This is a genomic window from Cellulomonas sp. P2_B4, from assembly GCF_056404795.1.
In genome coordinates, this window is sequence record NZ_JBFUDI010000013.1 from 106,366 (window position 1) to 131,231 (window position 24,866).

The 24,866-nt window shown below is 71.9% G+C and carries 23 protein-coding genes; 15 read left to right on the forward strand and 8 right to left on the reverse strand.

The genetic code is table 11. The features are described from left to right. Positions 1-44: 44 nt before the first annotated feature. Positions 45-746, reverse strand: a complete 702-nt coding sequence (locus AC1DZC_RS18310) for a PadR family transcriptional regulator (protein WP_477044248.1) — start codon at positions 744-746, stop codon at positions 45-47. A 35-nt stretch (positions 747-781) separates the two neighbouring features. On the opposite strand from AC1DZC_RS18310, the gene dxr reads away from it, so the two are divergent. Then, positions 782-1,933: a 1-deoxy-D-xylulose-5-phosphate reductoisomerase gene (gene dxr, locus AC1DZC_RS18315; RefSeq protein WP_477044249.1), complete on the forward strand. Its 1,152-nt coding sequence runs from the start codon at positions 782-784 to the stop codon at positions 1,931-1,933. A 25-nt stretch (positions 1,934-1,958) separates the two neighbouring features. Here the strand turns inward: dxr and AC1DZC_RS18320 are convergent, their stop codons facing one another. From AC1DZC_RS18320 to AC1DZC_RS18330, 3 genes are read right to left on the reverse strand one after another with little or no spacing between them, the layout of a single operon-like run. Continuing rightward, a complete protein-coding gene (locus tag AC1DZC_RS18320) occupies positions 1,959-3,356 on the reverse strand; it encodes an NAD(P)/FAD-dependent oxidoreductase (RefSeq protein WP_477044250.1) in 1,398 nt (465 codons plus the stop codon). Then, positions 3,341-4,717 (reverse strand): aspartate aminotransferase family protein, encoded by a 1,377-nt coding sequence (locus AC1DZC_RS18325; RefSeq protein WP_477044251.1) that lies wholly within the window; start codon positions 4,715-4,717, stop codon positions 3,341-3,343. Before AC1DZC_RS18325 ends, AC1DZC_RS18320 begins: the two co-directional genes overlap by 16 nt. Continuing rightward, a complete protein-coding gene (locus AC1DZC_RS18330; RefSeq protein WP_477040870.1) occupies positions 4,714-5,160 on the reverse strand; it encodes an Lrp/AsnC family transcriptional regulator in 447 nt (148 codons plus the stop codon). The genes AC1DZC_RS18325 and AC1DZC_RS18330 overlap by 4 nt, the downstream gene beginning before the upstream one ends. A gap of 210 nt (positions 5,161-5,370) precedes the next feature. Between AC1DZC_RS18330 and AC1DZC_RS18335 the strand changes: the two genes are divergently transcribed. The 6 genes from AC1DZC_RS18335 (at position 5,371) to AC1DZC_RS18360 (ending at position 12,503) form a co-directional block, all read left to right on the forward strand. Further along, positions 5,371-6,819, forward strand: coding sequence for a gamma-aminobutyraldehyde dehydrogenase (locus tag AC1DZC_RS18335; RefSeq protein WP_477040836.1), 1,449 nt, complete (start codon positions 5,371-5,373; stop codon positions 6,817-6,819). Positions 6,820-6,966: 147 nt separating this feature from the next. Beyond that, positions 6,967-8,214, forward strand: a complete 1,248-nt coding sequence (locus AC1DZC_RS18340; protein WP_477040835.1) for an ABC transporter substrate-binding protein — start codon at positions 6,967-6,969, stop codon at positions 8,212-8,214. Further along, positions 8,211-9,401, forward strand: coding sequence for an ABC transporter ATP-binding protein (locus tag AC1DZC_RS18345; protein ID WP_477044252.1), 1,191 nt, complete (start codon positions 8,211-8,213; stop codon positions 9,399-9,401). Before AC1DZC_RS18340 ends, AC1DZC_RS18345 begins: the two co-directional genes overlap by 4 nt. After that, positions 9,398-10,315 carry an ABC transporter permease gene (locus AC1DZC_RS18350; protein WP_477040833.1) on the forward strand — a complete coding sequence of 306 codons (918 nt, stop codon included), beginning with the start codon at positions 9,398-9,400 and terminating at the stop codon, positions 10,313-10,315. The genes AC1DZC_RS18345 and AC1DZC_RS18350 overlap by 4 nt, the downstream gene beginning before the upstream one ends. A 53-nt stretch (positions 10,316-10,368) precedes the next feature. Continuing rightward, on the forward strand, positions 10,369-11,181 hold the full coding sequence (locus AC1DZC_RS18355; RefSeq protein ID WP_477044253.1) for an ABC transporter permease: 813 nt from the start codon (positions 10,369-10,371) through the stop codon (positions 11,179-11,181). A 53-nt stretch (positions 11,182-11,234) separates the two neighbouring features. Beyond that, positions 11,235-12,503, forward strand: coding sequence for a saccharopine dehydrogenase family protein (locus AC1DZC_RS18360; protein WP_477044254.1), 1,269 nt, complete (start codon positions 11,235-11,237; stop codon positions 12,501-12,503). Here AC1DZC_RS18360 and AC1DZC_RS18365 read toward each other — a convergent pair. Together AC1DZC_RS18365 and gabT are read right to left on the reverse strand one after the other, a co-directional pair. Next, positions 12,500-13,234 (reverse strand): class I SAM-dependent methyltransferase, encoded by a 735-nt coding sequence (locus tag AC1DZC_RS18365; RefSeq protein ID WP_477044255.1) that lies wholly within the window; start codon positions 13,232-13,234, stop codon positions 12,500-12,502. The two genes, AC1DZC_RS18360 and AC1DZC_RS18365, sit on opposite strands and share 4 nt — an antisense overlap. A gap of 41 nt (positions 13,235-13,275) precedes the next feature. Continuing rightward, complete coding sequence (gene gabT / locus AC1DZC_RS18370; RefSeq protein ID WP_477044256.1) at positions 13,276-14,622, reverse strand: 4-aminobutyrate--2-oxoglutarate transaminase; 1,347 nt, start codon at positions 14,620-14,622, stop codon at positions 13,276-13,278. Between the two features lie 239 nt (positions 14,623-14,861). Between gabT and AC1DZC_RS18375 the strand changes: the two genes are divergently transcribed. The 3 genes from AC1DZC_RS18375 (at position 14,862) to AC1DZC_RS18385 (ending at position 18,393) form a co-directional block, all read left to right on the forward strand. After that, positions 14,862-16,172, forward strand: a complete 1,311-nt coding sequence (locus tag AC1DZC_RS18375) for a M50 family metallopeptidase (protein WP_477044257.1) — start codon at positions 14,862-14,864, stop codon at positions 16,170-16,172. Positions 16,173-16,262: 90 nt separating this feature from the next. Beyond that, a complete protein-coding gene (ispG, locus tag AC1DZC_RS18380) occupies positions 16,263-17,399 on the forward strand; it encodes a flavodoxin-dependent (E)-4-hydroxy-3-methylbut-2-enyl-diphosphate synthase (protein ID WP_477040868.1) in 1,137 nt (378 codons plus the stop codon). A gap of 91 nt (positions 17,400-17,490) precedes the next feature. After that, positions 17,491-18,393, forward strand: a complete 903-nt coding sequence (locus AC1DZC_RS18385) for a GNAT family N-acetyltransferase (protein WP_477044258.1) — start codon at positions 17,491-17,493, stop codon at positions 18,391-18,393. A 3-nt stretch (positions 18,394-18,396) separates the two neighbouring features. Here the strand turns inward: AC1DZC_RS18385 and AC1DZC_RS18390 are convergent, their stop codons facing one another. Continuing rightward, positions 18,397-19,287: an Fpg/Nei family DNA glycosylase gene (locus AC1DZC_RS18390; RefSeq protein ID WP_477044259.1), complete on the reverse strand. Its 891-nt coding sequence runs from the start codon at positions 19,285-19,287 to the stop codon at positions 18,397-18,399. A gap of 56 nt (positions 19,288-19,343) precedes the next feature. Between AC1DZC_RS18390 and AC1DZC_RS18395 the strand changes: the two genes are divergently transcribed. After that, positions 19,344-21,140 (forward strand): proline--tRNA ligase, encoded by a 1,797-nt coding sequence (locus tag AC1DZC_RS18395; RefSeq protein ID WP_477044260.1) that lies wholly within the window; start codon positions 19,344-19,346, stop codon positions 21,138-21,140. A 97-nt stretch (positions 21,141-21,237) separates the two neighbouring features. On the opposite strand, the gene AC1DZC_RS18400 is transcribed toward AC1DZC_RS18395, so the two are convergent. Further along, positions 21,238-22,302: a DUF4439 domain-containing protein gene (locus tag AC1DZC_RS18400; protein WP_477044261.1), complete on the reverse strand. Its 1,065-nt coding sequence runs from the start codon at positions 22,300-22,302 to the stop codon at positions 21,238-21,240. A 132-nt stretch (positions 22,303-22,434) separates the two neighbouring features. Between AC1DZC_RS18400 and AC1DZC_RS18405 the strand changes: the two genes are divergently transcribed. The 4 genes from AC1DZC_RS18405 to AC1DZC_RS18420 form a co-directional block, all read left to right on the forward strand. After that, on the forward strand, positions 22,435-23,016 hold the full coding sequence (locus AC1DZC_RS18405; RefSeq protein WP_477044262.1) for a ribosome maturation factor RimP: 582 nt from the start codon (positions 22,435-22,437) through the stop codon (positions 23,014-23,016). Position 23,017: 1 nt separating this feature from the next. Next, positions 23,018-24,046 (forward strand): transcription termination factor NusA, encoded by a 1,029-nt coding sequence (gene nusA, locus AC1DZC_RS18410; RefSeq protein ID WP_477040823.1) that lies wholly within the window; start codon positions 23,018-23,020, stop codon positions 24,044-24,046. Between the two features lie 116 nt (positions 24,047-24,162). Continuing rightward, on the forward strand, positions 24,163-24,459 hold the full coding sequence (locus AC1DZC_RS18415; RefSeq protein ID WP_477044263.1) for a YlxR family protein: 297 nt from the start codon (positions 24,163-24,165) through the stop codon (positions 24,457-24,459). 135 nt (positions 24,460-24,594) lie between these two features. Then, on the forward strand, positions 24,595-24,866 hold a 272-nt coding region (locus AC1DZC_RS18420), incomplete at its 3' end, for a translation initiation factor IF-2 N-terminal domain-containing protein (protein WP_477044264.1).

A 24,866-nucleotide genomic window follows, 5' to 3' on the forward strand; every position in this document is an offset into this window, starting at 1 on the left:
GACCTCAGTATTCAAGATTGACTATTACTCGTCAACCTTGACTATTACGTGTCTTTCAGTAGGCCGAGATCGAGGCCGTGACCCTGCTGCTCGACGAGGAGCACCCCGGGACCCACGCCGGCGAGCCGGGCGGCCTCGACCTGCTCGGGCGTCGGTGTCCAGAGCGGCGGCTCCCCGTAGAACGCGTACGCACCCGACCGCAGGCGCCCGAGGTACTCGTGCGCCCAGGCGATGTCCGCCCGGACGTGCGCCGACAGCAGACGGGGCACCTCGCTCGCCGTGTCGGGGGTGTCCTTGGCGTCGAGGATCGAGTCGATCGACCCCGTCGTCTCGGTCAGGAGGTCCTCGAGCAGGCCGATCCGCGTCTGGATCGCACGGACCACCTCGTCGCGCGGGAGCGCGTAGGCCATGTTCACGGCCGTGAGGAACACCTGCAGGTCCTCGACCTCCAGCAGCCCCGCCCGCACGAGGGCGAGGAACTCCTCGTCGCCCTCGCGCGTGATCACGTAGGTGGTGCGCTGCGGGCGCGTGCCGGCCGGGGTCTCGATCTCGGCCAGCAGCCCGGCGCGGGTGAGCGTCTTGAGCGCGTTGTAGATGGATCCGGGGTGGATCCGGGCCCAGCGCTCGATGTCCCAGCTCACCAGCTCGCGGCGCAGGAAGTAGCCGTGCACGGGCTGGAAGATGCGCACGCAGCCGAGGACGAGCAGGCGCGTGGCGGACCCCTGGGCGGGTACAGGACCGGGCATGCGGCGATCCTGCCACGACCCGCGATGATGGGGGCGTGAGCCAGCGCAGCGTCATCCTCCTCGGGTCCACGGGCTCGATCGGCACCCAGGCCATCGACGTCATCACCCGCAACCCGGACCGGTTCTCGGTGACCGGGCTGAGCGCCGGCGGCGGTGACGTCGGGCTCCTCGCCCGGCAGGCGCGGCAGCTCGGTGCGGCCACGGTCGCGGTTGCCGACGAGACCGCGGGCCCGGCCCTGCGAGACGCGCTCCMCGGCGTCGAGGTGCTCGTCGGGCCGGACGCATCGACCGAGCTCGCCGGCCGAGGCGCCGACGTGGTGCTGAACGGGGTCACGGGCAGCGTCGGCCTGGGCCCGACGCTCGCGGCCCTGCGCGCGGGAAGCACCCTGGCGCTGGCCAACAAGGAGTCGCTGGTCGTGGGCGGCCGGCTCGTCCACGCCGCGCGGCAGCGGCCCGACCAGATCGTCCCGGTCGACTCCGAGCACTCGGCGATCGCCCAGGCCCTGCGCGGAGGCACGCGGCCCGAGGTCCGCCGCCTCGTCCTGACCGCGTCCGGGGGACCGTTCCGTGGCTGGGCTCAGGACGACGTCAAAGCAGTGACGCCGCAGCAGGCCCTCGCGCATCCGACCTGGTCGATGGGGCCGGTGGTGACGATCAACTCGGCGACCCTGATGAACAAGGGGCTCGAGCTCATCGAGGCGCACCTGCTGTTCGACGTGCCGGTCGAGGACATCACCGTCGTCGTGCATCCGCAGTCGGTCGTGCACTCGATGGTCGAGTTCGTCGACGGGTCGACGCTCGCACAGGCGTCGCCGCCCGACATGCGGCTGCCGATCGCGCTGGGGCTGAGCTGGCCCGACCGGGTGCCGGACGTCGCGCCGGGCTGCGACTGGACGCGGGCGACCGCCTGGACGTTCGAGCCGCTCGACGAGGAGGTGTTCGGTGCGGTCGCGCTCGCGCGGGCCGCCGTGGCGGCCTCCCCGACGCACCCGGCGGTCTACAACGCCGCGAACGAGGAGTGCGTGGAGGCGTTCCTGACCGGGCGGATCGGGTTCCTCGACATCGTGAGCACGGTCGAGCGGGTGCTGGGCGAGCACGGCGGGGTCGACGACCTCACGCTCGACGCGGTGCTGGACGCCGAGAGGTGGGCGCGGACGCGCGCCCACGAGCTGCTCGCCCGCGCCTGACCCGGGCGAGTGCCGCAGGAGGCGGTCAGCGGCCGAGCACGCGGCTGAGCACGGACTCGACCCGGCTCGTGTGCCCGGACCGGCGCTCGATGCGGTCGGACCACGCGGCGGCCCGGCGGGCGGCCGTGATCCCGGCCCAGCGCAGCGGCTCCGGCTCCCACCGCGGGGAGCGGTGGCCCACCCAGGGCAGGCGCACCAGGGACGAGTCCGCGCCGGCGACCAGGTCGGCCAGCGTCCGCCCGGCGAGGTTGGTCGTGGAGATGCCGTCCCCGACGTACCCGCCGGCCCAGCCGATGCCGGTCTCCGCGTCGAGGCCGACGGACGGCGACCAGTCGCGCGCGACGCCGAGCGGTCCGCCCCAGCGGTGCGTGACCTCCGCGCGGTCCAGCACGGGGAAGAGCTCGACCAGCTCGCGCCGCAGGTGCTCGGCGGTGGCGTCGACCTGGTCGTAGGACGGCCGGATCGCGGAGTTGAGGTGGTACGGCGCGCCGCGACCGCCGAACGCGAGCCGGTCGTCGGTCGTGCGCTGGCCGTAGACGATGAGGTGCCGGGCGTCGTGGAACGTCTGCGCGCGGTCCAGACCGATCTGCGCCCAGACCTCGGGCGGCAGCGGCTCGGTGGCGATCATGTGCGAGTAGACGGGCGCCAGGTCGCGCTCGGAGCCGGGCAGCTGCGTGGTCCATGCCTCGGTCGCGCGAATGACCCAGCGCGCGCGCACCGTGCCGTGATCGGTCACGACGGCCCGCGGGGAGAGCCGCAGGGCACGCGTGCCCTCGGCCAGCCGGGCGCCGCGGGACAGCAGCACGTCGACGAGGCCGCGGACGAGGCGAAGGGGCTGGATGCGGGCGCAGTCGGGGGTGTAGGAGCCGCCGATGACGCCCTCGGCCCGCACGTGGTCGGCGACCTCGTCGGGGCCCAGCAGGTGGGACTCGTCGCCCCACCGGGAGTCGGCCTCGACCTCGGAGGCGATGCGCTCGAGCTGCGGGCGGTTGCGAGCCAGCGTGACCGTGCCGCCGAACGCGAAGCCGCAGTCGATCTGCTCGGCCGCCGCGACGCCGCCGACCTCGACGACCGTGTCCCGCATCGCCGCGCGCATGTCGGCCGCCGCCTCCCGGCCGTGACGCCGGGCGAGCTCGTCGGCAGAGACGGGGAAGAGGGCTGAGCACCAGCCGCCGTTGCGACCGCTGGCCCCGAACCCGGCCACCTCGGCCTCGACGATCAGCACGTCGAGCGCCGGGTCGTGCTCGAGCAGGTAGTACGCCGTCCACAGGCCCGTCAGCCCGGCGCCGACGATCACGACGTCGGCCACCTCGTCCCCGTCGAGCGGGTCGCGAGGCACCAGGCTGTCCGGGTCCTCGGCGGCGACCTGGTCGAACCAGAGGGACAGCGGAGCGGGCGCCGCAGCCGTCACAGGCGCGTCCACGCCTCGGTGAGCACCCCGCGCAGGATCTGCTCGATCTCGTCGAACTGCTGCTGCCCGCACGTCAGCGGGGGAGCGAGCTGGATGACGGGGTCGCCGCGGTCGTCGGCCCGGCAGTACAGACCCGCCTCGAACAGGGCGCCCGACAGGAACCCGCGCAGCAGGCGCTCGCTCTCGTCGTCGTCGAACGTCTCCCGGGTGACCTTGTCCTTGACCAGCTCGATCCCGTAGAAGAAGCCCTCGCCGCGCACGTCTCCGACGATCGGCAGGTCGAGCAGCTTCTCCAGGGTCCGCCGGAACGCCGGGGCGCTCTCCTTGACGTGGGTCGTGATGCCCTCGCGCTCGAAGACGTCGAGGTTGGCGTTGGCGACCGCGGCCGAGACCGGGTGCCCGCCGAACGTGTAGCCGTGGGCGAACGAGGCGTTGCCCTTGGCGAACGGCTCGTACAGCTTGTCGGAGGCGATCAGGGCGCCGATCGGGGAGTAGCCCGAGGTCATGCCCTTGGCGCAGGTGATCATGTCCGGCACGTAGCCGAAGTCGTCGCACGCGAAGATCGAGCCGATCCGGCCGAACGCGCAGATGACCTCGTCGGAGACCAGCAGCACGTCGTACTCGTCGCAGATCTCGCGCACACGCTCGAAGTACCCGGGCGGTGGCGGGAAGCAGCCGCCGGCGTTCTGGACGGGCTCGAGGAACACGGCGGCGACGGTGTCCGGACCCTCGAACTCGATGGCCTCGCCGATGCGGTCGGCGGCCCATCGGCCGAAGGCCTTGGGGTCGTCGCGCAGGTGGTCGGGCGCGCGGTACTCGTTCGTGTTCGGCACCTTGTGCGCGCCCGGGACGAGCGGCTCGAACTGCGCCTTCAGCGTCGGCAGGCCGGTGATCGACAGTGCCCCGTGCGTGGTGCCGTGGTAGGCGATCGACCGCGAGATCACCTTGTACTTGTTGGGCTTGCCGGTGAGCTTGAAGTAGTTCTTGGCCAGCTTCCAGGCGGTCTCGACGGCCTCGCCGCCACCCGTGGTGAAGAAGACGTGGTTCAGGTCGCCCGGGGCGTAGGCGGCCAGGCGCTCGGCCAGGTCGATCGCCTCGGGGTGCGCGTACGACCACAGCGGGAAGAACGCGAGCTTCTCGGCCTGCACGCGCGCCGCCTCGGCGAGCTCGGTCCGGCCGTGGCCGGCCTGCACGACGAACAGCCCGGAGAGCCCGTCGATGTACTGGCGCCCGGCGTCGTCGTAGATGTGGTGACCCTGGCCGCGCACGATCGTCGGGACGCCGTGCTCCCACGCGCTCTGCCGGGTGAAGTGACCCCAGAGGTGGTCGCGTGCCGCCTGCGAGCGGTCGGCGCCGGAACGGGTGGTGCTCATCTGGTCCCCCAGTTGTAGAGCTGCTTGCGCAGCTTCAGGTACACGAACGTCTCGGTGGTCCGTACGCCGGGGAGCGAGCGGATCTTCTGGTTGAGCACCTCGAGCAGGTGGTCGTCGTCCTCGCACACGACCTCGCACAGCAGGTCGAAGCCGCCGGCCGTCACGACGACGTAGTCGACCTCCTGGAGGTCGGCCAGCGCGTCGGCGACGACGCTGAGGTCGCCCTCGCACTTGAGCCCGATCATCGCCTGGCGCGTGAAGCCGACCTGCAGCGGGTCGGTCACCGCGACGATCTGCATGACGCCGGAGTCGGTCAGTCGCTGGACGCGCTGCCGCACCGCGGCCTCCGACAGGCCGATGGCCTTGCCGATCGTCGCGTACGGCCGCCGGCCGTCCTCCTGGAGCTGCTCGACGATGGCCTTGGAGACGTCGTCGAGCACCATGCCGCCGTTGACCGGTCTGCGATTGCCCACGCGCCGATCGTGGTCGGCGATCGGCCTCGATGCAAGGAATTCGTTGTGACAGGCCGAAAAAACTTCTGATTTCGAGGACTGGGGCTCCTCGATCGGCCGAATGGTCCGTCCTACCCTGCCGCAACGCGCGTCGTCGGCGTACGGTGCGACCACCGACGAATCGCCCGCGAAGGAGTCACCGTGAGCCAGGCCCCCGACCAGACCATCGAGCTGCTGAACGTCGTCGGGGGTGAGCTGCGGCCTGCTGCGGACGGCCGCACGACCTCGGTGGTCGACCCGTCGACGGGCCAGGAGTACGCCCGCGCGCCGCTGAGCGGGGCCGCGGACGTGGACGCCGCCTACGCGTCGGCGTCGCAGGCGTTCACCACCTGGGGTCGCACGACCCCGGCCGAGCGACAGCTGGCGCTGCTGCGACTCGCGGACGCCGTCGAGGCGCGTGCCGACGAGTTCGTCGCGGTCGAGTCGCGGAACACCGGCAAGCCGCTGCACCTGACCGCGACGGACGAGGTGCCGCCCTGCGTGGACCAGCTGCGCTTCTTCGCGGGCGCCGCGCGCGTGCTCGACGGGCTGAGCGCGGGGGAGTACATGGCCGGCCACACGTCGTGGGTGCGCCGGGAGCCGGTAGGCGTGATCGGGCAGGTCACGCCGTGGAACTACCCGCTCATGATGGCGATCTGGAAGATCGCACCCGCGCTCGCCGCCGGCAACACGGTGGTGCTCAAGCCGTCGGACACGACCCCCGCCTCGAGCCTGCTCCTCGGTCAGGTGGCGGCCGAGGTGCTGCCTCCCGGCGTGCTCAACGTCGTCTGCGGGGACCGCGTCACCGGTCGGGCGCTCGTCTCGCACGCCCGTCCGGACATGGTCGCCATCACGGGGTCGGTGCGCGCGGGCTCGCAGGTCGCCGAGGCCGCGTCGGCCGGGCTCAAGCGCGTCCACCTGGAGCTCGGCGGCAAGGCGCCGGTCATCGTGTTCGCCGACGCCGACCTCGCGGCCGCGGCCGAGGGCATCGCCGGCGCCGGGTACTACAACGCGGGGCAGGACTGCACCGCGGCCACCCGGGTCCTCGTGCACGCCTCCGTGCACGACGACTTCGTCGCCGCTCTCGCCGACGCCGCGCGCGGGCAGAGGACCGGGATGCCCGACGACGCGGACGTCGCGTTCGGTCCGGTGAACAACGCGCTGCAGCTCGAGCGGGTCACGGGCTTCCTGGACCGGCTGCCGGACCACGCCTCGATCGTCGCCGGCGGTCACCGGGTCGGCGACGCGGGCTACTTCGTCGAGGCCACCGTCGTCTCCGGCCTGCGCCAGGACGACGAGGCCGTCCAGGACGAGATCTTCGGGCCGGTCATCACCGTGCAGACGTTCACGGACGAGGACGAGGCGATCGCGCTGGCCAACGGCGTCCGCTACGGCCTCGCGAGCTCGGTCTGGACCTCGAACCACGGCCGCGCGCTGCGGATGTCTCGGGCGCTCGACTTCGGCGTCGTGTGGATCAACACGCACATCCCGTTCGTGGCCGAGATGCCGCACGGAGGCTTCAAGCAGTCCGGCTACGGCAAGGACCTGTCGATGTACGGGTTCGAGGACTACACCCGGATCAAGCACGTGATGTCCGCGTTTGATGTGTAAGTCCACTGATCCGACGGGTTGATGCTTCAGGCGTGCAACATTTTCGTTGCGGTCGGGTGCTTTCGCAACGAATTCCTTGCTGGACGCCCGTCCGCTTGCGATGATCCGTCGGACCGTGTTCGTGTCACTGCCGTACCGAGGAGCCCCATGAGCGACCAGCGCCGTCGACCTGTACCGACCGACCCGCGCGTCCGGGCTCTCATCGCCCAGGCGACACGTCGGAGCCGTGAACGGTCGACGGACCTGTCGCGGCGTTCGTTCCTGCTCGGTGCGGCCGGCACGGCCGGCGCCGCAGCGCTGCTCGCAGCGTGCGGCACGGGTGGTTCGGCGTCCCCGACGGCGCAGGCCGCGAAGGATGACTCGGCGAGCGAGAAGCTCGTCCGGTGGGCCAACTGGACCCAGTACCTGGACCAGAACGACGACGCCACCGAGTACCCGACGCTCACGTCGTTCGAGTCCAAGACCGGCATCACGGTCGACTACGCCGAGGACATCGAGGACAACGACTCGTTCTACGGCAAGGTCAACGGCCAGCTGAAGAACGGCCAGGACATCGGCTACGACATCGTCACGCTCACCGACTGGATGGCCGCGCGGATGATCCGCCTCGGCTACACCCAGGAGCTCGACAAGGCAGCCATGCCGAACTCGGCGAACATCCTGCCGAACCTGGCGAACGTCGACTTCGACCCGGGTCGCATGCACTCGTTGACCTGGCAGTCGGGCTTCGCCGGGCTGGCCTGGGACAAGGAGAAGGTGCCCGGCGGCGTGCACTCGATCGAGGACCTGTGGAAGCCGGAGCTCGCCGGGCGCGTCGAGGTGCTCTCCGAGATGCGCGACACCATGGGCCTGATCATGTTCAGCCAGGGCGTCGACCCTGCCGGCGAGTGGACCGACGACGACTTCTACGCCGCGCTCGACGTCCTCAAGCAGAAGATCGACTCGGGCCACATCCGCAAGGTGCTCGGCAACTCCTACACGCAGGACCTCGCCTCGGGCGACGCGATCGCCGTCATCGGCTGGTCGGGCGACATCACGTCGCTCAACTATGAGTCGGACGACCGCTTCGAGTTCGCGATCCCGGAGGCCGGCGGCACGCTCTGGAGCGACAACATGATGGTGCCGATCGGCTCGCCGGCCCGCAGCAACGCCGAGACGCTCATGAACTACTACTACGACCCGGAGGTCGCCGCGCAGGTGGCCGCGTGGGTCAACTACATCACCCCGGTCGAGGGCGCCCAGCAGGCCATGCTCGAGCTCGACCCCGACCTGGCGACCAACCCGATGATCTTCCCGACGCCCGACATCCTGTCCAAGGTCAGCGTCTTCCGGACGCTCGAGCCGGCCGAGGAGGCGCGCTACAACGGCGAGTTCCTCACCGTGATCGGCGCATGACGAGCACGACAGGGGCCCCGGACGCCGTGACGGTGTCCGTCGAGGACGCCACCGACTCGGGCGCCGCGCTGGAGATCACCGGCGTCACCAAGGCGTTCGGCGACTTCGTGGCGGTCGACGACCTGAGCCTGACCGTGCCGTCCGGCTCGTTCTTCGCGCTGCTCGGCCCGTCGGGCTGCGGCAAGACGACGACCCTGCGCATGGTCGCCGGCCTCGAGCAGCCGACCACCGGGACGATCGCCATCGGCGGCAAGGACGTGACCGGGACGCGCGCCCACCAGCGGCCGGTCAACACCGTGTTCCAGAGCTACGCGCTGTTCCCGCACCTGACCGTCGGGGAGAACGTCGCGTTCGGCCTGCGCCGGACCGGCAAGAGCGAGATCGCCCGTCGGGTCGCCGAGGGTCTGGACCTGGTCGAGCTCGCCCACCTGGCGGACCGCAAGCCGGCCCAGCTCTCGGGCGGGCAGCAGCAGCGCGTGGCCCTGGCCCGCGCCCTGGTCAACCGGCCGTCCGTGCTCCTCCTCGACGAGCCGCTCGGCGCGCTCGACCTCAAGCTGCGCCGCCAGATGCAGCTGGAGCTCAAGCGGATCCAGACCGAGGTGGGACTGACGTTCATCCACGTCACGCACGACCAGGAGGAGGCCATGACGATGGCCGACACCGTCGCCGTGATGAACCACGGGCGCATCGAGCAGATGGGCACGCCCGCCGAGCTGTACGAGCTCCCGCGCACGGCGTTCGTCGCCAACTTCCTGGGCCAGTCGAACCTCGTGCCGGGCACGGTGGTCGAGAAGGTCACGACGACCCAGCTGCTGGCGGTCGACGTCGCCGGGAACCGGATCCTGGTGCCCGAGGGCCGGTCCGTGCGGTCGAGCGGTGGTGTCCTGGTCGGTGTCCGGCCCGAGAAGCTGCGGATCCTCGTCGGCGACCAGGAGCCGTCGGCCACGGAGAACGTGCTCGGCCCCGGGACGGTCACGGACGTGTCGTTCATGGGCGTCAGCACGCAGTACCAGGTGACGGTCCCGGGCCTCGGCACGTTCGGCGTGTTCGCGCAGAACCTGCTCGGTGGCTCGACGGTCGCGCCCGGTGCCGAGGTCCGCCTCGCCTGGTCGGCCGACTTCACGTTCGCGCTGGACGGCGCCGACGCTCCCGACGAGGGAACGGTCGACCTGGACGACGACCTGTGAGCATCACCGCGGCGCTCGCCGAGTCGGGCCCGCCCGAGGCGGCGCCCCGTCCGCGCAAGTCCTCGCGTGCGCACTGGATCCTGCTCGGCCCGGGCCTGATCTACCTGCTCCTGCTGTTCGTCGTGCCCGTCGGCGCCCTGCTCGCGACGTCCCTGTACGTGCCGGTGCCGGGTGGCGACATCGGGCAGTACCAGCCGGCGCTGCACTGGCAGAACTACACCGAGGCGATCGCCCAGTTCTGGCCGGTGATCCTGCGGTCGTTCTGGTTCGCCCTGGTGGCCACGGTGGCGACCCTCGTCATCGGCTACCCGATGGCCTACGCGATCGCCATCCGCGCCCGCGGACGCAAGCTCCTGCAGGGCATGCTGCTCGTCCTGGTCGTCGCCCCGTTCTTCACCAGCTTCATCCTGCGCACGATCGCGTGGAAGCAGATCCTCGCCGACGACTCGTTCGTGGTCAGCGCCCTGCACTGGCTGAACCTGCTGCCCGAGGACGCTCGCCTCACCGCGACGCCCTTCGCGGTCGTCTGCGGTCTGACGTACAACTTCCTGCCCTTCATGGTGCTGCCGATCTTCGCGGGGCTCGAACGCCTGGACGCCCGGATGCTCGAGGCGGGCGCCGACCTGTACGCGTCGCCGATCACCACGTTCCGCAAGGTGACCTGGCCGCTGTCCCTGCCCGGGGTCGTCGCCGGGACCCTGCTGACGTTCATCCCGGCGGTGGGCGACTACGTCAACGCGGCGCTGCTCGGCAACAACACGAACACGACCATGATCGGGCAGGTCATCGACGCCCGGTTCTTCAAGGTCCTGGACTACCCGACGGCCGCCGCGCTGTCCGTCGTCCTGATGGCCGCGATCATGCTCATGGTGTCGCTGTACATCAAGCGCGCGGGGACCGAGGAGCTCCTGTGACCGCGACGGCGACGAGGCCCACGGATGCGCCGACCACGAGCAGGACCCCGACCGTGCGCCGCAAGCCCGTCCGGCGACGGATCGGCGACTCGATCATCCCGATCTTCGCGATCCTCGGCTTCGTGTTCCTGCTGGTGCCGGTCGCGTACACGGTCGTCTTCTCGTTCAACGACGCCGGCAAGACGAACCTCGTCTGGCGCGGGTTCACGCTGGACAACTGGCAGAACCCGTGCGGCGCGCCGCAGGTGTGCGAGGCGTTCGGCAACTCGCTGAAGGTCGGCGTGCTGGCCACGGTCATCGCGACGATCCTCGGCACGCTCGTGGCCATCGGGCTGGTCCGGTTCCAGTTCCGTGGGCGCTCGGCCACCAACCTGCTGATCTTCCTGCCGATGTCGACGCCCGAGGTCGTGCTCGGCGCGGCGCTCCTGGCGCAGTTCCTGTCGGTGCGGGTGCCGCTCGGCTTCAGCACCGTGGTCGCGTCGCACGTGCTGTTCTGCATCAGCTTCGTCGTCGTCACGGTCAAGGCCCGCGTCTCGAGCCTCGACCCGGCGATCGAGGAGGCCGCGGCGGACCTGTACGCGTCCCCTCTGCAGGCGTTCTGGCGCGTCACGTTCCCGCTCCTGCTGCCCGGGATCGCCGCCGCGGCGCTGCTCGCGTTCAGCCTGAGCTTCGACGACTTCATCGTCACGAACTTCACGTCCGGCTCGTTCGAGACGTTCCCCAAGTTCGTGTACATCTCGGCCACGCGCGGCATCCCGCCCCAGGCCAACGTCATCAGCTCGTTCATGTTCGTGCTGGCCCTGGCGATCGTCGTGATCGTCCAGCTGGTCGGCTACGCCCGGGGCCGACGCCTCTCCCGTCGATGACAGCAACCATGAATGACGAACGGGTGCGACGCGCCCGGTGAGAGGTGGACCTCGTGCGGATCCTGGTGGTCGGTAGCGGAGGGGTGGGCGACGCCGTCGCCCGGATCGCGGCCCGGCGGCCGTTCTTCGAGCAGCTCGTGGTCGCGGACGTGGACCTCGGACGCGCGGAGCGCACGGTCGCCGCGGCGAGCGAGCACGACGTCGTCGGCGGCCGGTTCGTCGCAGCGGTCGTGGACGCCTCGAGCCCGGCCGCGGTCGAGGCCCTCGTGCGCGAGTGCGGCGCGACGCACGTGCTGAACGCGGTGGACCCCCGGTTCGTCATGCCGATCTTCGAGGGCGTGCGCGCGGCCGGCGCGGACTACCTCGACATGGCGATGTCGCTGTCCCACCCGCACCCGGACCGCCCCCACGAGCTGCCCGGCGTGAAGCTCGGCGACGAGCAGTTCGCGGCCTCCGGCGACTGGGAGTCCGCCGGTCGCCTCGCCCTCGTCGGCATCGGCGTGGAGCCCGGGCTGTCCGACGTGTTCGCGCGGTACGCGGCGGACCACCTGTTCGAGTCGATCGACGAGCTCGGCGTGCGCGACGGCGCCAACCTCGTCGTGCTCGGCGACGACGGCGAGCCGATCTTCGCGCCGTCGTTCTCGATCTGGACGACGATCGAGGAGTGCCTCAACCCGCCGGTGATCTGGTCCGCGGACCGCGCCGAGGCGGGCTCCGGGCTCGAGGACGGCTGGTACACGACCGCGCCGTTCCACGAGCCCGAGGTGTTCCGGTTCCCCGACCCGATCGGCGACGTGGAGTGCGTGCACGTCGAGCACGAGGAGGTCCTGCTCATGCCGCGCTGGGTGTCCGCGCGGAAGGTGACGTTCAAGTACGGGCTCGGCGAGGAGTTCATCGGGGTGCTGCGGACGCTGCACACGCTGGGCCTGGACCGCACGGAGCCGGTCCTCGTGCGCGGGGTGCCGGTCAGCCCTCGTGACGTCGTCGCCGCGTCCCTGCCGGACCCGGCGACGATCGGCCCCCGGATGACCGGCTCGACGTGCGCCGGACTGCTCGTCACGGGCACTGGAAAGGACGGCAACCCCCGCGAGGTCTACCTGCACCACATCGTGGACAACGCCTGGTCGATGGCCGAGTACGGCGCCCAGTGCGTCGTGTGGCAGACGGCCGTCAACCCGGTCGTCGCGCTCGAGCTGCTGGCCGCGGGCGTGTGGTCGGGGTCGGGGGTGCTCGGCCCGGAGGCGTTCGACGCGGTGCCGTTCCTGGACCTGCTCGCCGGACCGTACGACTCGCCCTGGGGCCTGCAGGAGCGGACCCCCTAGGTCGCGCGGCGGTAGACCGACACGTGTGACGACGAGTCCGCGGTGAACGGTGCGCCCGCCCAGTCGGCCTCGCGGCTCTCGAGCTCGAGGCCCGCCAGCTGTGCCATGAGGTCGAGCTCCGCGGGCCAGACGTACCGGTGCGGGCTGCGGGACAGTCGGGCCGCCGTGCCGTCCTCGTCGTACCGGACGTGGTGCGAGACCACCTGCTGGTGCAGCACGTCGTAGGTGTCCAGGCCCAGGTAGCCGGGCTCCACCGCCCAGACCGTGGCGCTGCGCCCGGGTGGCAGGGCGCGCAGCTCGGGGACCCAGAGCTCGACGACGAACCGGCCGCCGGGCGTCAGGTGGCGGGCTGCGTTGCGGAAGCACGCGACCTGCTCGGCCTGGGTGAGCAGGTTCGAGATCGTGTTGTAGACGAGGTAGACGAGGCTGAACTCGCCCGGTGCCGTGGCCGTCGCCATGTCGCCGACGACCACCGGGATCGTCGCCTCGTCGGCCTTCGTGCGCAGCCGGCCCAGCATGGGCTCGGACAGCTCGATGCCGGTGACCGGCACTCCGCGCTCGGCGAGCGGGACGGCGACCCGTCCCGTGCCGATCGCGAGCTCGAGCGCCCGGCCGCCGCCGGCCAGCTCCACCAGCCGGTCCACCGTGGGACCGAGCACCTCGGGGGCGAACATGCCGATGCCCGGGGTGTCGTAGAGCTGCGCGGTCTCGTCGTCCCAGATCTGACCCATGTTCCGACCGTGACAGCCTCGCCCGGCGGAGGTCGACCGATTTACAGGGCGTGCAGCGCGTCCTCCAGGACGCCCAGCGCGTCGTCGAGCAGCTCGTCGCCGATGACCAGCGGAGGAAGCAGCCGCAGCACGTTGCCCCACGTGCCGCAGGTGAGCACGAGGACGCCCTGGGCGGCGCAGGCCGCGGCGACCTTCTGCGCCGCCGCCTTGTCGGGGTCGAGCGTCCCGGGCACGACGAGCTCGATCGCGAGCATCGCGCCCCGACCACGGATCTCGGCGACCGCGCCGACGTCGGCCAGGTTGGCGGTCAGGCGGGGCACGACCCTGGCCTCGATCGCCCGCGCCGCCCCGGCCAGGTCGGTCCGCTCGTACAGGTCGATGCTGGCCAGCGCGGCCGCGCACGCGACCGGGTTGCCGCCGAACGTCCCGCCCAGGCCGCCGGCGTGCACGGCGTCGAGCAGCTCCGCGCGGCCGGTCACCGCACCGAGCGGCAGCCCGCCCGCGATGCCCTTGGCCAGCGCGATCAGGTCCGGCACCACGCCCTCGTGGTCGCACGCGAACATCGCACCGGTGCGGGCGAAGCCGGTCTGCACCTCGTCGGCGACGAACACGATCCCGTTGTCCCGCGCCCAGGCGGCGAGCGTCGAGAGGAAACCGGGCGCCGGGACGACGAAGCCTCCCTCGCCCAGGATCGGCTCGACGACGATCGCCGCCACCTGGTCGGCCCCGACCTGGCGCTCGGCGACGCCGATCGCGCGTCGGGCGGCCTCCTCGCCCGTCATCCCCTCGGGGTCGCGCAGCGGGTAGGACGCGGGGACGCGGTACACCTCGCCCGCGAACGGTCCGAAGCCCGTCTTGTAGGGCATGGCACGGGCGGTCATCGCCATCGTGAGGTTGGTGCGGCCGTGGTAGGCGTGGTCGAGCACCAGCACCGCGTCGCGGCCCGTGGCGCGGCGGGCGATCTTCACGGCGTTCTCGACGGCCTCGGCGCCGGAGTTGACCAGCACCGACCTCTTGGCGTGGTCGCCGGGCGTGAGCCGCGCGAGGGCCTCGCACACCGCGACGTACTCCTCGTACGGGCTGATCATGAAGCAGGTGTGCGTGAAGTCGAGCGCCTGCGCGCCGACCGCGGCGGACACCTCGGGCGCGCTGGCGCCGACGGACGTCACGGCGATCCCGGAACCGAGGTCGACGAACACGTTCCCGTCCACGTCCTCGATGACCGCACCCGACGCCCGCGCGACGTACACCGGGAGAGTCGACGACACGCCGGCGGCGACGGCCGCCGCGCGTCGTGCTCCGAGCGCGACGGAGTTCGGGCCGGGGACGGCGGTCCGCAGCGACCGACGCTGCTCGAGAACGGTGAGGTGCGCGGAATCAGTGGCCATGCTCGGACGCTAGTGCCGATCTCGAGCGCGGGAAAGGTCCGCCACGACGAATTCCGCGACAGGACCGCCGTGGACAAGAGCGTCCGGGCATTCGCGCAGGTCGTCCGGATATCGACCCGCCGAACGAGTGAGCCCAGCGGGCGTCCAGCGACTTCCCAGGGTTGCAGGGGAGGATGTGCGCGCGAGGGCTCGGGGTCCACGCTGGGGTGGGGCGGCGCGTCCCCTGACGGAGGGTCCTGATGGAGTACCTGATCGGCTTGCTCATCTTCATCGTCGTGCTGCTCGGCTCGATCGCGCTGCACGAGGTGGGTCACATGGTGCCCGCCAAGCGCTTCGGCGTGCGGGTGAGCCAGTACATGGTCGGGTTCGGCCCCACGCTGTGGTCCCGCACCAAGGGCGAGACCGAGTACGGCTTCAAGGCGATCCCGCTGGGCGGCTACGTGCGCCTGGTCGGCATGTACCCGCCCGCCGACGCCGTCGGGAACCCATCGGCGCGCACCTGGGTCGGTCGCCTCGCCAGCGACGCCCGGCAGGCCAGCGCCGACGAGATCCACCCCGGCGAGGACAGCCGCGCGTTCTACCGGCTCTCGACGCCCAAGAAGCTGGTCGTCATGCTCGGCGGCCCCGTCATGAACCTCGTCATCGCGTTCTTCCTCATGGCGATCGTGTTCGTCGGGATCGGGCTGCCCGGTCCGACGACCACGGTCGACACCGTCAGCGCGTGCGTGATCCCCGCCGACGCCCCCGCGACCCGCGAGTGCACGTCGAGCGACCCGGCGGCCCCGGGCGCCGAGGCGGGCCTGCTGCCCGGCGACACCGTGGTGGTCTACGACGGCACCGCCGTCGAGTCGTGGGACCAGCTCTCCGGGCTGATCCGCGCCACCGGCGACGTGGCCGTCCCGGTGACGGTCGAGCGCGACGGCACCACGGTCGAGCTGTCGGTCACGCCGGTCGTGGCCGAGCGCCCCGTCTACGACGAGAACGACGCCCCGGTGCTGAACGCGGACGGCACCACGAAGACGACCTCGGTCGGCTACATCGGCATCGGGCCGAAGGAGGCGACGCAGCGCGAGTCGATCTGGGCGATGCCCGGCCGGGTCGCCACCATGACCGGTCAGACGGCGTCGGTCGTCGCGACCCTCCCGGCGAAGATCGGTGACCTCTGGGACTCGACCGTGAACGGCACGCCGCGCGACACGACGAGCGTGGTCGGCGTCGTCGGCATCGGCCGGTTCGCCGGGGAGATCGCCTCGGAGAACGATATCGACTGGGGCCTGAAGCTCGCGGGGCTGCTGCTGATGCTCGCGAGCCTGAACATCGCGCTCTTCGTCTTCAACCTCATCCCGCTCCCGCCGCTCGACGGCGGTCACGTGGCGGCGGCCCTGTGGGAGGGCGGTCGCCGGCAGGTGGCCAAGCTCCGCGGCCTGCCCCGCCCGGGGCCCTTCGACAGCGCCAAGCTGGTGCCGATCGCCTACAGCGTCTTCATCCTGCTCGGCGGCGTGGGGCTGCTCCTCGTCTACGCCGACCTCGTCAACCCGGTGCAGATCTGAGGGTGATGTCGTGCACGCCACGTCCTGCGAGCCGGCAGGCGGCGGCACGGGTGCGATGATGGCGACGTGAGCATCCCGATCAGCCTCGGCATGCCGGAGGCGCCCGTTCCCGTCCTGGCACCTCGGCGTCCCACCCGCAAGATCCGCGTCGGCAAGGTCGAGGTCGGCGGTGACGCGCCTGTGAGCGTCCAGTCGATGTGCACGACCCCGACCACCGACATCAACGCGACCCTGCAGCAGATCGCCGCGCTGACCGCGGCCGGCTGCGACATCGTGCGCGTGGCGGTGCCGACCCAGGACGACGCCGAGGCCCTGCCCGCCATCGCCCGCAAGTCGCAGATCCCGGTGATCGCGGACATCCACTTCCAGCCGAAGTACGTGTTCGCCGCGATCGACGCCGGCTGCGCGGCCGTCCGCGTCAACCCGGGCAACATCCGCAAGTTCGACGACCAGGTCAAGGAGATCGCCCGCGCGGCGACCGACGCCGGCGTCTCCATCCGCATCGGCGTCAACGCCGGTTCCCTCGACCCGCGCCTGCTGGCCAAGTACGGCAAGGCCACGCCCGAGGCGCTCGTCGAGTCGGCGGTCTGGGAGGCGTCCCTGTTCGAGGAGCACGGCTTCCACGACTTCAAGATCTCCGTGAAGCACAACGACCCCGTGATCATGGTCCGGGCGTACGAGCTGCTCTCCGAGCGCGGCGACTGGCCCCTGCACCTCGGTGTCACCGAGGCCGGGCCGGCGTTCCAGGGCACGATCAAGTCCGCGACCGCGTTCGGCGCGCTGCTGAGCAAGGGCATCGGCGACACCATCCGCGTGTCCCTGTCCGCGCCGCCGGTCGAGGAGGTCAAGGTCGGCATCCAGATCTTGCAGTCGCTCAACCTGCGGCCCCGCAAGCTCGAGATCGTCTCCTGCCCGTCCTGCGGGCGGGCCCAGGTGGACGTCTACACGCTCGCCGAGCGGGTCACGGCCGGTCTCGAGGGCATGGAGGTCCCGCTGCGGGTCGCCGTCATGGGCTGCGTCGTCAACGGGCCCGGCGAGGCGCGCGAGGCGGACCTCGGCGTCGCGTCCGGCAACGGCAAGGGACAGATCTTCGTCCGGGGCGAGGTCATCAAGACCGTCCCCGAGGCGCTGATCGTCGAGACATTGATCGAGGAGGCCATGCGGCTCGCCGAGTCGATGGACCCGGTCGAGTCGGGCGAGGGTGCTCCCGTCGTCACCGTGGGCTGAGCGAGCGAATCCGCACGTCGACCACCGGAATTCATCACATCGACGCACTCAAGATGGGGTGAATCGGGCCTCGGTGGTGCAAGATCGGCTCATGGTGCAACGCCGCGCTGCTCTGCTCGACAACCGAGCCGGAGGTCGGGTCCTGTCGGACATCGACCTCGAGAGCGCGCTGGCCGTGTGTGCACGAGATGCCGTCGGCTCCGTTCTCGCGACCGCCCGGTTGGAACAGGCCGTCGGACGCGGTCTGCGTGCGGCAGGTGGCAGCCTCTGGGGATACGAGCAGGACGACGAGCTGGTCGCGATCTGCTTCGCGGGAGCGAACATGGTCCCCGTCGTCCCTGTCGAGGACTCCCGCACGGTCGCCCGGGCGCTCGACGCGTTCGCCGGGCTCGCCCGCCTGCAGGGACGGCGCTGCTCGTCCATCGTCGGTCCGGCCGACGCCGTGCTGGGCATGTGGAGCCGGCTGCGGCAGTTCTGGCCCGCGGCGCGCGAGGTCCGCGACGACCAGCCGTCCATGGTGATCGAGCACGCCCCTCTGGTGACCGCCGACCCGACCGTGCGCCGCTCGGTCCCCGAGGAGTTCGACATCGTCCTTCCGGCCTGCGTCCGGATGTTCACCGAGGAGGTCGGCTACTCGCCCGTCAGCGGCCCCGGCGGCCCGTACGAGACGCGCGTGCGCAACCTCATGGCGCAGGGCCGCTCGTTCGTGCGCGTGGACCGGTCGTCCGTCCGCCCGCGCGGGGACGTGGTGTTCAAGGCTGAGCTCGGCGCGGTAGCCGGCGGGGTCGCCCAGGTGCAGGGCGTGTGGGTGACGCCCGACCGCCGCGGTGAGCGGCTCTCCGAGTCGGGCATGGCCGCGGTCGTGCAGACCACGCGCTCCGAGGTCGCACCGCTCGTCTCGCTCTACGTCAACAACTACAACGTGCGCGCGCTGGCCGCCTACAGGGCCGTCGGCTTCCGCCAGGTCGGCACGTACGCGACCGTCCTGTTCTAGCGGCTACCGGAGCAGGCGCGACATCCGGCGGTCCGCGAGCGGCTTGCCGCCCGTCTGGCACGTGGGGCAGTACTGCAGCGCGGAATCGGCGAACGACACCTCGTGCACGGTGTCCCCGCACGGGACCCCGTCCCAGCCCGGGCACGGCTCGCCCGCGCGACCGTGGACGCGCATCCCTTGGCGCTTGGCGTCCTTGAGCTCGGTCGCGGGCTTGCCCGACGCGGCGGCGACGGCTTCGGTGAGCACGTCCTGGATGGCCCGGTAGAGGATGGCCGTCTTCGCGTCGTCGAACGACTTCGTCATGGCGAACGGGCTCATCCGGGCCACGAGCAGGATCTCGTCCGAGTAGGCGTTGCCGATGCCGGCGATGGTGCCCTGGTCGCGCAGCAGGCCCTTGACCTGCTGGTTGCGTGCCGCGAGAAGCTCCGCCAGGCGGTCCTGGGTGAACTCCTGCGACAGCGGCTCCACGCCGAGCGTCGCGATCTGGGGGACGTCGGTCGGCTCCTCGACGACGTGCACCGCGAGCCGTTTCCGCGTGCCGGCCTCGGTGAGGTCGAAGCCCGCGCCGTCGTCGAACCGGACCCGCAGGGCGATGGGGGACTTGCCCGGCCGGACGGGCCGCTCGGACAGGGCCTCCGACCAGCGCACCCACCCCGCTCGGGACAGGTGCCAGACCAGGTGCAGCGGCTCGCCGGTGGACGTCGCGACCATGAGGTCGAGCCACTTGCCGTGGCGCTGGACGTCGACGACGACCCCGCCCTTGAGCGCGTCGGGCGGCGGCTTGAACGTCTTGAGCGCGCTGATGGCGCCGATCTCCACGGACGTCACGGTGTGGTCGACCGTGCGCCCGCGCAGGAACTGCGCGAGCGCCTCGACCTCGGGCAGCTCCGGCACGCTGCCCATGCTCTCGCATGAACGGGCGGCGTGTGGGAGCAACTAGGCTCCCGGTCATGCTTCTGCGCCTCTCCACGCTCTTCTTCCGCACGCTGCGCGAGGACCCGGCCGACGCCGAGGTCGCCAGCCACCGGCTCCTCGTGCGCGCCGGGTACATCCGTCGCGCCGCCCCCGGCATCTACACCTGGCTCCCGCTCGGCCTGCGCGTGCTCGCCAAGGTCGAGGCCGTGGTCCGCGAGGAGATGACCGCGGCCGGGGCGCAGGAGGTGCACTTCCCGGCGCTGCTGCCCAAGGAGCCGTACGAGGCTTCGGGCCGCTGGACCGAGTACGGCCCGAACATCTTCCGACTCAAGGACCGCAAGGGCGGTGACTACCTGCTCGCGCCCACGCACGAGGAGATGTTCACGCTGCTGGTCAAGGACCTGTACTCGTCGTACAAGGACCTGCCGCTCGCGCTCTTCCAGATCCAGACGAAGTACCGCGACGAGGCCCGGCCGCGCGCCGGGCTGATCCGCGGGCGCGAGTTCATCATGAAGGACGCCTACTCGTTCGACGTCGACGACGCGGGCCTGGAGGCGTCCTACCAGTCGCAGCGTGCGGCCTACCAGCGCATCTTCGACCGGCTCGGGCTCGAGTACGTGATCGTGGCCGCGACGTCGGGCGCGATGGGTGGCTCGCGGTCGGAGGAGTTCCTCACGCCGACGGCGATCGGTGAGGACACGTTCGTGCGCTCCGCGGGCGGCTACGCGGCGAACGTCGAGGCCGTCACCACGGTCGTGCCGGACGCGATCCCGTTCGACGACGCGCCCGCGGCCCACGTCGAGGACACGCCGGACACGCCCACGATCGACTCGCTGGTCGCCGTCGCCAACGAGCGCTTCGCGCGCCCCGACCGGGCCTGGACCGCGGCCGACACGCTCAAGAACGTCGTGCTGGCTCTCGTCCAGCCCACCGGCGAGCGCGAGCTGCTCGTCGTCGGCCTGCCCGGCGACCGGGACGTGGACCTCAAGCGCCTCGAGGCCGCCGTGGCCCCGGCCGAGGTCGAGGCCGCCGGAGATGCTGACTTCGCCGCCCACCCCGAGCTCGTCCGCGGGTACATCGGACCCGGGGCGATGGGACCGAACGTGCCCGTCGCCGACGGGGTCGAGCGCACCGCCGTGCGCTACCTGCTCGACCCGCGCGTGGTGCCCGGCACCCGGTGGATCACCGGCGCGAACCAGCCTGGCCGGCACGTGTTCGACCTCGTCGCCGGTCGCGACTTCATCGCCGACGGCACCGTCGAGGCCGCCGAGGTGCGTGCGGGCGACCTCGCGCCGGACGGCTCGGGACCGCTCGAGCTGGCTCGCGGCATCGAGATCGGCCACATCTTCGCGCTCGGCCGCAAGTACGCCGAGGCGCTCGGGCTGACCGTGCTGGACCAGAACGGCAAGGCCCAGGTCGTCACGATGGGGTCCTACGGCATCGGCGTCACGCGGGTGCTCGCCGCGCTCGCGGAGGCCAACAACGACGAGCGCGGTCTGGCCTGGCCTGCCCACGTGGCACCGGCGCACGTGACCGTCGTGGCCACCGGCAAGGACGCGGCCGTCTTCCAGGCCGCCGAGGCGCTGGCCACCGAGCTGTCGTCGCGCGGCATCGAGGTCATCTACGACGACCGTCCGGGCCGCGTGTCGCCCGGCGTGAAGTTCGCCGACGCCGAGCTCCTGGGCGTCCCGCTCGTCGTCGTCGTCGGCCGCGGGCTGGCCGAGGGCGTCGTCGAGGTCCGCCCGCGCACCGGCGGCACCACCGAGCAGGTCCCGGTCGACCGGGCCGTCGACCACGTGGCCGCCCTCGTCGACACCCTGCTCAACGCCTGACCCCCACGACGTCCGCACTCGCGTGGCCTACCGCGCCCACGAGTGCGGACGTCGTCGACGGGGGAAGGGCTGGCGTCCGAGCTCGGACGTGCCCGGGTCAGCCGACGGGTTGGGTGACCTGCTCGGGGAGGCCTGGGAACGGGACCGGGGTCGCGCCCCAGTTCGCCGCTGCGCCGGTCGCGGCACGCAGACCGTCGACGAGCGCCAGACGGTCGCCGGCCGGAGCAGCGGCCACCGCGTTCGCGTAGGCGTCCGCGACGGCGGTCTGCAGGGTGCGGGCCAGGGCCACCGCGACAGCGGGGTCGTCGAGGCCCACGGGCAGGGTGTACGAGGCTCGGCGAGGGTCCTGCGTCGTGCCGTCGCTGCCCGACTCGCGCGCCCAGCGCTCCGCGTCGGCACGGTTGGCGGACGCGGCCGCGCGGGCGGCGGCGCGCTGGTCGCCCGAGAGCTTCGCGGCGATGACCTCGAAGCCGAATCCGGCCTGGTCGTGGGCGAGCGCCAGCGCGTCGAGATCAGGGCGCGGCACCGTGCTCGGGGTCGGCTCGGGCAGGGGTGCCTGAGCGGAGGCGGTGCTGGTCTCGTCCGCGGACGGGGCCGAGGCGTCGACCGCCGGGGGATCCACGGGCGGCACGGGCAGCGCCGCTGCGGCCGCGAGCCTGGTCGTCAGCTCGGACCGCGACGTCGCGATCGAGGCGACGAGCCGGGCCAGGTCGCCGTCGTCGACCGTGTCCGCGTCGGTCAGCGACGTGGTCGTCGCCGTGGCCAGCTCGGCCAGCAGCGTCGCGACGTCCAGCACCGGGGGCGCCGTGGTCGTCGACGGCGAGGCGCTCGGCTCCGGCAGGCCGGAGTCGTACGTGCCGCCGGCCTGCTGGGCGTGCTGGTCCGAGAACGACGCGAGGTCCGCGAGCACGCCCGCGAGCGGCTCCGCGGCCGTCGCGCCGAGCGCCCGGGCGTCCGCGGCCAGGGTCAGGGAGTCGGCGACCGTGCGGGCGCGGACCTGCTCGATCGCGTCCGGGGTGGGCTCGACGGGAGGCGGCGTCTCGGTCCGCAGGCCGCAGGCGGCCACCAGCGCCAGGGTCAGAAGTGTGGCGAGCGCGACACCGAACCGGCGGGCGCGGGAGGCGACTTCCGGGTGCTGGTGCGGGCGCGACAGGGGAGGCATCGCCGGTGATCCTGCCATGCGTCCGACCCGCGGCGGTCGGGCACGCCCGGACTCGTTAGGCTGGACCCCACAACATCACAGGGTCGATCCGTTGCCTCGGCACTGACCCGCTGGAGCGATAAGGAGGCTGCCGTGGCCGCGCCATCGCACCCAGCACATGCCGAGAAGGTCCGGGCGGTCGTCGAGCCCGCCGTCGGGTCGGTCGGTCTGCTCCTGGAGGACGTCACGGTGCGCCGCTCCGCCGGGCGGTCCGTCGTCGAGGTCGTGGTCGACGTGACCGAGGACGACGAGGGCGGCCTGGACCTCGAACGCATCGCCGACGCGACGCGCGCGGTCTCGGACGCCCTGGACTCCGCCGACACGATCGACGGCGAGTACACGCTCGAGGTGATGAGCCCGGGAGTCTCCCGGCCGCTCACCGAGCGCCGACACTTCACGCACGCCGTCGGTCACACGGTGGTGGTGCACCGGCACGACGGCGGCATCCTGAGCGGGCGGCTGACCGCGGTCGAGCGGACCGGGGCGGACGAGGGCACCATCGTCGTCGTGCCGGTGACGCCCGGCCTCAAGGGGCGCAGGCCGGTGGTCGGGGAGCCCGTGCAGGTTCCCCTGTCCGAGGTGCGCGCCGCGCACGTCGAGGTGGACCTGACAGGGGTCGGGCCCGTGGACGACGACGAGGCCGGCAGCGACGCCGACGCCGGACAGGAGAGCTGAGATGGACATCGACATGCAGACGCTGAGGATGCTCGAGCGCGAGCGCGAGATCAGCCTCGACGTGCTGGTCTCCGCGATCGAGCAGGCGCTCCTCTCGGCGTACCACCGCACGCCCGGCGCGCACACGCGGGCCCGCGTCGAGGTGGACCGCAAGAGCGGTCACGTGACCGTCTGGGCGCGCGAGGAGGCCCCGCCGCAGGACGACGAGGGCCCCACGTTCGCGCACCACGACGAGCCCGAGTTCGACCACACGCCCGACGGGTTCGGCCGCATCGCGACCGCGACCGCCCGGCAGGTCATCGTCCAGCGCCTGCGGGACGCCGAGGACGACCAGGTGCTCGGCGCGTTCCGCGGCAAGGAGGGCGAGGTGCTCGGCGGGGTCATCCAGCAGGGCCGCGACCCGCGCACCGTGCTCGTCGACGTCGGCGGCACCGAGGCCGTCCTGCCGGCGCACGAGCAGGTGCCGGGGGAGGAGTACGTGCACGGCGACCGCATCCGCGGCTACGTGCTCGAGGTGGCCCGCGGCCCGCGCGGACCCCAGGTGACCCTGTCGCGCACGCACCCGAACCTCGTGCGCAAGCTGTTCGAGCTGGAGGTCCCCGAGGTGGCCGACGGCACCGTCGAGATCACCGCGATGGCGCGCGAGGCCGGTCACCGCACCAAGATGGCCGTCCGCGCGACCGTGCCCGGCGTCAACGCCAAGGGCGCGTGCATCGGCCCGATGGGCGGCCGCGTCCGGGCCGTCATGGCCGAGCTGCACGGCGAGAAGATCGACATCGTCGACCACGCGGACGACCCGGCCGAGATGATCGCGCACGCGCTCTCGCCCGCGCGGGTGCTGTCGGTGACCGTCGTCGACCCCGAGGCGCGGGCCGCGCGCGTCGTCGTGCCGGACTACCAGCTCTCGCTCGCGATCGGCAAGGAGGGCCAGAACGCCCGCCTCGCCGCGAAGCTGACGGGCTGGCGGATCGACATCCGCTCCGACGCCGAGGTCCCGGGCGACCTGCAGGGCGCGAGCACCGGTGAATGACGTCACGATTGACGCGTCCAGTGGTACGGCGCGGTAGACTTGCTGCGGCTGGGCCGGATGTCCGGCTCCTCCCGTCGAGCCGGCGGACCCCACAGACAGCGAAAGCGGTCTCTGGCATGGGTCCGGTCCGGACCTGCGTGGGGTGCCGAGCCACCGGCCCGAGGTCAGCCCTGCTGAGGGTGGTCGTCGCCACGGATGCCGCGGGATCTCCCGCGCTCGCTGTGGACGAGGGTCGCCGGATGCCGGGCAGGGGGGCGTGGCTGCACCCCGATCTTGGATGTCTCGAGACCGCCGAACGCCGACGTGCACTCGGGCGGGCACTGCGCAACGCAGGCCTGCTCGACGTGACCGCCGTGCGCCGGCACCTCGAGGAGCAGGAGAAGAACGGCGTCGGGCAGATCCCGGCGTCGTAGGCCGATCGTCGATGAGGGAAGCGGGTCTGGAAGCCGATGGCTACCCGATGAGAACGCTCCGATGAGTACCCAGCGATGAGTACCCAGAACTAACGACGGTCCGACCCTGTCCGGGCGGACCGAGACAGGAGAGATGTGGCCAAGGTCCGCGTCTACGAGCTCGCCAAAGAGCTCGGGGTCGACAGCAAGACCATCATGACCAAGCTGAACACCATGGGTGAGTTCGTCCGGTCGGCATCGTCGACCATCGAGCCCCCGGTCGTTCGCAAGCTGCGCGACGAGTACCCCGCAGGCAGTGCGGGAACGTCAGCGCCGGCAGCAGCAGCACCCAAGGCACCCGCGCGCCCCGCGCCGGCGCCTGCCCCCGCTCCGGCCGCCGCGCCCGTCGTCGAGGCCCCGCGCCCCGC

Excerpts from the sequence above, each read along its gene's own strand:
- nusA (WP_477040823.1), top strand. The coding sequence starts at position 23,018 with ATGGACATCGACATGCAGACGCTGAGGATGCTCGAGCGCGAGCGCGAG.
- AC1DZC_RS18365 (WP_477044255.1), bottom strand. The coding sequence starts at position 13,234 with ATGGGTCAGATCTGGGACGACGAGACCGCGCAGCTCTACGACACCCCG.
- AC1DZC_RS18345 (WP_477044252.1), top strand. The coding sequence starts at position 8,211 with ATGACGAGCACGACAGGGGCCCCGGACGCCGTGACGGTGTCCGTCGAG.
- AC1DZC_RS18375 (WP_477044257.1), top strand. The coding sequence starts at position 14,862 with ATGGAGTACCTGATCGGCTTGCTCATCTTCATCGTCGTGCTGCTCGGC.
- AC1DZC_RS18325 (WP_477044251.1), bottom strand. The coding sequence starts at position 4,717 with ATGAGCACCACCCGTTCCGGCGCCGACCGCTCGCAGGCGGCACGCGAC.
- AC1DZC_RS18385 (WP_477044258.1), top strand. The coding sequence starts at position 17,491 with ATGGTGCAACGCCGCGCTGCTCTGCTCGACAACCGAGCCGGAGGTCGG.
- gabT (WP_477044256.1), bottom strand. The coding sequence starts at position 14,622 with ATGGCCACTGATTCCGCGCACCTCACCGTTCTCGAGCAGCGTCGGTCG.
- AC1DZC_RS18340 (WP_477040835.1), top strand. The coding sequence starts at position 6,967 with ATGAGCGACCAGCGCCGTCGACCTGTACCGACCGACCCGCGCGTCCGG.
- AC1DZC_RS18395 (WP_477044260.1), top strand. The coding sequence starts at position 19,344 with ATGCTTCTGCGCCTCTCCACGCTCTTCTTCCGCACGCTGCGCGAGGAC.
- ispG (WP_477040868.1), top strand. The coding sequence starts at position 16,263 with ATGCCGGAGGCGCCCGTTCCCGTCCTGGCACCTCGGCGTCCCACCCGC.
- AC1DZC_RS18400 (WP_477044261.1), bottom strand. The coding sequence starts at position 22,302 with ATGCCTCCCCTGTCGCGCCCGCACCAGCACCCGGAAGTCGCCTCCCGC.
- AC1DZC_RS18310 (WP_477044248.1), bottom strand. The coding sequence starts at position 746 with ATGCCCGGTCCTGTACCCGCCCAGGGGTCCGCCACGCGCCTGCTCGTC.
- AC1DZC_RS18330 (WP_477040870.1), bottom strand. The coding sequence starts at position 5,160 with ATGGTGCTCGACGACGTCTCCAAGGCCATCGTCGAGCAGCTCCAGGAG.
- AC1DZC_RS18415 (WP_477044263.1), top strand. The coding sequence starts at position 24,163 with ATGGGTCCGGTCCGGACCTGCGTGGGGTGCCGAGCCACCGGCCCGAGG.